The sequence below is a fragment of the Streptomyces roseicoloratus genome (genome assembly GCF_004117935.1).
Taxonomy (GTDB): domain Bacteria; phylum Actinomycetota; class Actinomycetes; order Streptomycetales; family Streptomycetaceae; genus Streptomyces; species Streptomyces roseicoloratus.
Map to the genome: position 1 here is coordinate 1 of NZ_SDOY01000160.1, position 7,004 is coordinate 7,004.

Annotated in this window: 2 protein-coding genes; both read left to right on the forward strand. The window is 75.5% G+C overall.

The window, feature by feature from the left end; genetic code table 11:
- Positions 1-6,003 (forward strand): type I polyketide synthase (locus tag ESG85_RS28240; protein ID WP_128984017.1); only part of this gene is annotated, 6,003 nt, incomplete at its 5' end.
- 152 nt (positions 6,004-6,155) lie between these two features.
- Positions 6,156-7,004: beta-ketoacyl synthase N-terminal-like domain-containing protein (locus ESG85_RS28245; RefSeq protein ID WP_181019140.1), on the forward strand; the 849-nt coding region annotated here is incomplete at its 3' end.

A 7,004-nucleotide genomic window follows, 5' to 3' on the forward strand; every position in this document is an offset into this window, starting at 1 on the left:
GGCATCTTCGTGGAGTTCTCGCGCCAGCGCGGTCTGGCGGAGGACGGGCGGTGCAAGTCGTTCTCGGCCGACGCGGACGGCACGGCCTGGGCCGAGGGCGTCGGCGTCCTGGTCGTCGAGCGACTGTCGGACGCCCGCCGCCTCGGCCACCAGATCCTCGCCGTCGTCGCCGGATCCGCCGTCAACCAGGACGGCGCCTCCAACGGCCTGACGGCACCGAGTGGTCCGGCCCAGGAGCGCGTCATCCGCGCCGCCGTCCAAGACGCCGGACTCGACTTCTCGGCCGTCGACGCCGTCGAAGCGCACGGCACGGGCACGGTACTCGGCGACCCGATCGAGGCCCAGGCCCTGCTCGCCACCTACGGCAGCGACCGGGAAGACACCCAGCCACTGCTGCTCGGCTCCCTCAAGTCCAACCTCGGCCATGCCCAGGCCGCCGCCGGAGTCGGCGGCGTCATCAAGATGGTCATGGCCCTACGCCACGGCGAACTGCCCGCCACACTCAACGTCACCAAGCCCAGCGAGCTCATCGACTGGGACACGGGCGGCGTCGAGCTGCTCACCGAGGCGCGACCCTGGACCGCGAAGGGCGACAAGGTCCGGCGCGCCGGCGTCTCCTCCTTCGGCATCAGCGGCACCAACGCCCACGTCATCCTCGCCGAAGCCCCCAGCCACGAAGAGCCGACGGACGACGCGACGCCGGCACCGACGGACGGCACGGTCCAGGAGACGACGGACCGCACGCCCCCGCTGTGGGTGCTGTCCGGCCGTACGGAGCCGGCGCTGCGCGCCCAGGCCACGGCACTCGTGGAGGCGCTCGACGAGCTCGGCGACGTGCCCGCCCGCGACGTCGGCCGGGCGCTCGCCACCACGCGGACCGCCCTGGACCACCGTGCGGCAATCGTCGCGGAGGACCGCGCCGAGGCCGTCGCCGCACTGACCGCGCTCGGCCGGGGCGAGCAGCACTCCGCGCTGGCCGTGGGCACGGCGCGCCCCGACGACGGGCTCGCCTACCTGTTCACCGGACAGGGCAGCCAACGCGTCGGCATGGGGCGGGAGTTGTACGAGACCCAGCCGGTCTTCGCCGCCGCCCTCGACGCGGTGTGCGCCGAACTCGACGCCTGCCGCGCCGCCGTGCCCGGTGCGCCGCCGATCCGCGACGTGATGTTCGGCGACGCGGAGGGGCTCGACCGGACGGAGAACACGCAGTGCGCGCTGTTCGCGCTGCAGGTCGCGCTGTTCCGGCTCCTGGAGCACCGGGGCCTGCGGCCGGACGCCGTACTCGGCCACTCCATCGGCGAGTTCGCCGCCGCCCACGTCGCCGGCATCCTCGGCCTGTCCGACGCCTGTGCCCTGGTCGCCGCGCGCGGCCGGCTCATGCAGGCGCTGCCGGGCGGCGGTGCGATGACCGCCGTCCAGGCCTCGCAGGACGAGGTCCGCTCCCTGATCGAGGGCCGCGGGCACGAGGTGAGCATCGCCGCCGTCAACGGCCCGACGGCGGTCGTCGTCTCCGGCGACGTCGAGGCGGTGGAGCGGGTCGCCGCCACGTTCGCCGAAGCCGGCCGCAAGACGCGCCGGCTGGTGGTCAGCCACGCGTTCCACTCGCACCGGATGGACGGGATGCTCGACGCGTTCCGCGCCGTCACCGCGGGCGTCCGCTACGCGGAGCCGCGGATTCCCATGGTGTCCACGGTCACCGGCCGGCCGATCGAGGCCGACGCCGAGTACTGGATCCGGCAGGTGCGCCGGGAAGTCCGGATGTCCGACGGACTGGCCGCGCTCCACGAGCTCGGGATGCGGACCTTCCTCGAACTCAGCCCGGACGGTGTCCTGTCGGCACTGGGCCAGGACTGCCTGGACGACGACGCGCTGGCGTTCGTGCCGGTGCTGCGCCGCAACCGGCCCGAGGGCCGCACCCTGGCCACCGCGCTCGGCGCGCTGCACGTGCGCGGCCGCGGCGCGGACTGGCAGGCCGTGTTCGGTCCGGGCCGGACGCCCGCCCTGCCCACGTACGCCTTCCAGCGGGAGCGCTACTGGCTGACCGCGCACGGCACCCACGGAGCGGCCGGCCACCCGATGCTCGGGCCCGCCGTCGAGCTCGCCGAGTCCGGGCAGACGGTGCTGACCGCACGCCTCGGCCGCCGTACGCACCCGTGGCTCGCCGACCACGCCGTGCTGGGCTCGGTGCTGCTGCCCGGCACCGCGTTCCTCGAACTCGCCGCCCGCGCGGGCGCGGAGGCCGGTGTGCCGCGGGTCGCCGAACTCACCCTGGTCGCCCCGCTGGTGATCCCCGAGGAGGGCCGCACCGAGGTGCAGGTCGTGGTGGCGGCGCCCGGCGACGACGGGCAGCGCGCGCTGACGGTGCACGCCCGCGTCGAGACGCCCGACGGCGCCGTCGAGCCGTGGACCCTGCACGCCGCCGGCGCGCTCGCCCCGCACGACGGCACGCCGGCGACCGCCGCGGCGTTTCCCGTCGCCGAGGCCGAGCCGCTGGCCGTCGACGGCCGCTACGACGGTCTCGCCGCGGCCGGCTACGCGTACGGCCCGGTCTTCCGGGGTCTGCGCGCCGCGTGGCGGCACGGCCCGGACCTGCTCGCCGAGGTCGCGCTGCCGTCGTCCGTCACCGACGCCGCCTCGTACGGGCTGCACCCGGCGCTGCTCGACGCGGCGCTGCACCCGATCGTCATCACCGCGCTGGACGACGGCGACCGCCGCCTGCTGCCGTTCTCGTGGCGCGGCGTGACCGTCCACCAGCCCGGCGTCCGCGCGGCCCGCGTGCGGATCGCCGCCACCGGACCCGACGCGGTGGCGCTCACGCTGCTCGACGAGGCGCACGCGGTGATCGCCGAGGTCGAGGAGCTGGTGCTGCGCCCGGTCAGCGACGAGGTGGCCGTCCCGCGCTCGCTCCACCGCCTGGACTGGAAGCCGGTGCCCACGGACCGGGCCGCCGGCACGGAGGCCGCTCCGTCGGCCGCCGGGCTCGGCTCGGCCGACCTGGGCGTCGGCCCGCGGTACGCCGACCTCGCCGCTCTGGCGCGGGCCGTGGACGCGGGGCTTCCGGCCCCGGCGGTGGTGTTCGCACCGCTCACGGACCTGGCCGGTGGCGCGGGCCGCGCGGAGGGCGAGGAAGGCGGCGTGGGCTTCGCGGACGACTCCACGCAGCTCTCGCAGGGATCGGCGCAGCTCTCCGCAGGCTCCCCGCAGCTCCCGGGAGGCGCCGCAGGCCTCGCGGCCGATGCCGCGGGACTCGCGGCCGACGCCGCAGGACTCGCGGCCGACGCCGCGGGACTCACGGTCGGCACCCCGCCCGCCGTGCACCGTGCGCTCGTCCTGCTTCAGGAGTGGCTCGCCGACGACCGGTTCGCCGACTCGCGGCTCGTTCTCGTCACCCGGGCGGCCGTGGCGACGGCACCGGACGCCGACGTGGACCCCGATGCCGCGGCCGTCTGGGGCCTGGCGCGCTCGGCGGAGACCGAGAACCCGGGCCGGGTCGGACTGCTCGACGCGCAGTCGGCCGCCGACTGCCGCACGGCGCTTCCGATGACCGGTGCCGAGCCTCAACTCGCGGTGCGCGACGGATCATTGCTGGTGCCCCGGGTCGGCCGGGCGACCGCCGGCGGAGCGCTGGTTCCGCCGGCCGGTGCGGCGGCGTGGCGGCTCACGGTGCGCGAACGCGGCACCCTGGACCACCTGGCGCTCGAGCCCTGCCCGGAGTCCGAGGCGCCGCTCGGTGACGGCGAGGTGCGGATCGCGGTGCGCGCCGCGGGTGTCAACTTCCGCGACGTCCTGAACACGCTGGGCCTCTACCCGGGCGACCCCGGTCTCCTCGGTCTCGAAGGCGCCGGTGTGGTCACCGAGGTCGGTCCCCATGTCACCGGCCTCTCCGTCGGCGACCGCGTCATGGGCCTGCTCTCCGGGGCGTTCGGCCCGGTGGCCGTCGCCGACCACCGGCGGGTGGCCGTCATGCCCGACGACTGGACGTACGCGCAGGCGGCGTCCGCGCCCATCGTGTTCCTGACGGCCTACCACGCGCTGGTCGACCTCGCCGGGCTCACGGCGGGCGAGCGCGTCCTGGTCCACGCCGCCGCCGGCGGTGTCGGCATGGCCGCCGTCCAGTTGGCCCGGCACCTGGGCGCGGAGGTCTACGGCACGGCCGGACCCGGCAAGTGGGACGCCCTGCACGCCATGGGTCTGGACGAGGCGCACGTGGCGTCGTCCCGCACCCTGGACTTCGAGGCCGCGTTCGGCGCGGCCACGGAGGGCCGTGGCATGGACGTCGTCCTGAACTCCCTCGCGGGCGAGTTCGTGGACGCCTCCCTGAGGCTGCTGCCGCGCGGCGGCCGGTTCGTGGAGATGGGCAAGACCGATCTGCGCGACCCGGAGACGGTCGCGGCCGGTCACGCCGGCGTGGACTACCGATTCTTCGACCTGCTGCAGGAGCCGACCGAGCGGATCGCCGACATGCTCACGGCCGTGCTCGGGCTGCTGTCGTCGGGTGCGCTCACTCCGCTGCCGGTCAGCACGTGGGACGTCCGCCGGGCGCCGGAGGCGTTCCGCCACGTCAGCCAGGCGCGGCACATCGGCAAGGTCGTCCTGACCCTGCCGGCGGGCCTCGACCCGGACGGCACCGTCCTGATCACCGGTGCCACCGGTGCCCTCGGCGGTCTCGTCGCGCGGCACCTGGTCGCGGAGCACGGTGCCCGTCGGCTGCTGCTCGTCAGCCGGCGAGGTCCCGACGCCCCCGGCGCGGCCGAACTCGCCGCGGAACTCACCGGGTCGGGCGCCGAGGTCACCCTCGCCGCCTGCGACACCGGTGACCGCGACGCGCTCGCGCGGCTCCTGTCGGACGTACGGCTGACCGCCGTCGTCCACGCGGCGGGTGTGCTCGACGACGGCGTGGTCACCGCGCTCACTCCCGAGCGCCTCGACACGGTCCTCGCGGCCAAGGCCACCGCGGCCCGGAACCTGCACGAACTGACCGCGGACCAGGACCTCGCGGCCTTCGTCCTCTTCTCCTCCGTCATGGGTGTCGTCGGAGGCGCGGGTCAGGGCAACTACGCCGCCGCCAACGCCTACCTGGACGGCCTGGCGCAGCATCGAAAGGCACGGCGGCTGCCCGCGCTGTCCCTGGCCTGGGGCATGTGGGCGGACACCGCGGGACGGCCGGGCGCCGCCGGCATGGCGGGTTCGCTGTCCGACGCCGACCGGGGCCGGATCGCCAGGACCGGACTCGCGCCCATCGACCGGGCGGAGGGCCTGGCCCTGTTGGACGCGGCCCTGCGCATGGACGCCGCCGCGCTCGTGCCCGCGCCCTTCGACCGCGCCGCGCTCGGCGCGCTCGGCGGGCAACTGCCCGCCGTGCTGCGGGAGCTGGCGCCGGCCGCACCGCGGCCTGCGCAGGAGACGCAGGGCTCCGCCACCGCCGTTCCGGCGCCGGCGACCCTGCGCGACCGGCTCGCCGCACTGAACCCGGCGGAACGGCAGGACCTGCTCCTGGACCTCGTCCGGGTGCAGACCGCGGCCGTGCTCGGCCGGGCGGACGCGGCCGGTGTTCCCGCCGACCGCCCGTTCAAGGACCTGGGCTGCGACTCGCTCACGCTCGTGGAGCTGCGCAACAGGCTGCAGACCGGCGCCGGTCTGCGGCTGCCCGCCACCTTCCTGTTCAACCATCCGACGCCGCTCGCGGTCGCGGACCGGCTGCTCGACGAACTGGCCCCGGACGAGGCGGAATCCGCCGACCTCACCGCTCCGGCCGCCGAGACGTCCACCGGCCTCGGCACCGCGCCCGGACTGGTCGAGCTCGACCGTCTGGAAGCCGCGCTCGGCAGCCTGCCCGACGACACCCAGGACGACGTCAGGGACGAGATCGTCCAGCGCCTCCACGCGCTGGCCGCCCTCGCCCTGGTGCCGCTCCAGCGCGTCCGGTCCGACGACGAACTGACCGCGCGGGTCGAGTCCGCCTCGGTCGACGAGCTCCTCGCGTTCATCGACTCCGAACTCTGATCCCGGTCCGCTCCGGCGGGCCCCTCACCCTGCACGTCCTGTTCGCCGCGCGCGGCTCGAACGGGCACGTCGTACGGACCGTCTCCGTGCGACGTGCCCGGCCCGCGCGCACGCACGCACGGCTCCACAACGCCTACGGGGGCATCACGATCATGACAACTGCGGACAACGAGAAACTCGTCGCCTACCTCAAGCGCCTCACCGTCGACCTCCACCAGTCCCGTCAGCGGGTGCGTGAACTGGAGGCGGGTGCGGCGGCCCACACCGACGCCACGTCCGACGCCGACCCCCACGCCGACGACCCGGTCGTCATCGTCGGCATGGGCTGCCGCTTCCCCGGCGGAGTGGACTCGCCCGAGGCGCTGTGGCAGGTCGTGGCCGAGCAGCGGGACGTCATCTCCGGACTCCCGACCGACCGCGGCTGGGACCTCGACGCCCTCTACCACCCGGACCCGGACCACCCGGGCACGTCGTACGTGCGCGACGGCGGCTTCGTGACGGGCGCGCCCGAGTTCGACCCCGAGTTCTTCGGCATCTCGCCGCGCGAGGCGCTGGCGATGGACCCGCAGCAGCGGCTGCTGCTCGAAGTCTCCTGGGAGGCCCTGGAGCGCGCCGGCATCACGCCGGGCTCGCTCCACGGCTCGTCGACGGGCGTGTTCCTCGGCGCGATCGCCCAGGAGTACGGTCCGCGCCTCGGCGAGTCGGGGACGACGGCCACCGGCTTCGCCCTCACCGGTACGACGTCGAGCGTCGCCTCGGGCCGGGTGGCCTACACGCTGGGCCTCCAGGGACCGGCGCTGACCGTGGACACCGCCTGCTCGTCGTCGCTCGTCGCCCTCCACCTCGCCGTGCGCGCCCTGCGCTCGGGCGAATGCTCGCTGGCGCTGGCCGGCGGTGTGACCGTCATGTCGACCCCCGGCATCTTCGTGGAGTTCTCGCGCCAGCGCGGTCTGGCGGAGGACGGGCGGTGCAAGTCGTTCTCGGCCGACGCGGACGGCACG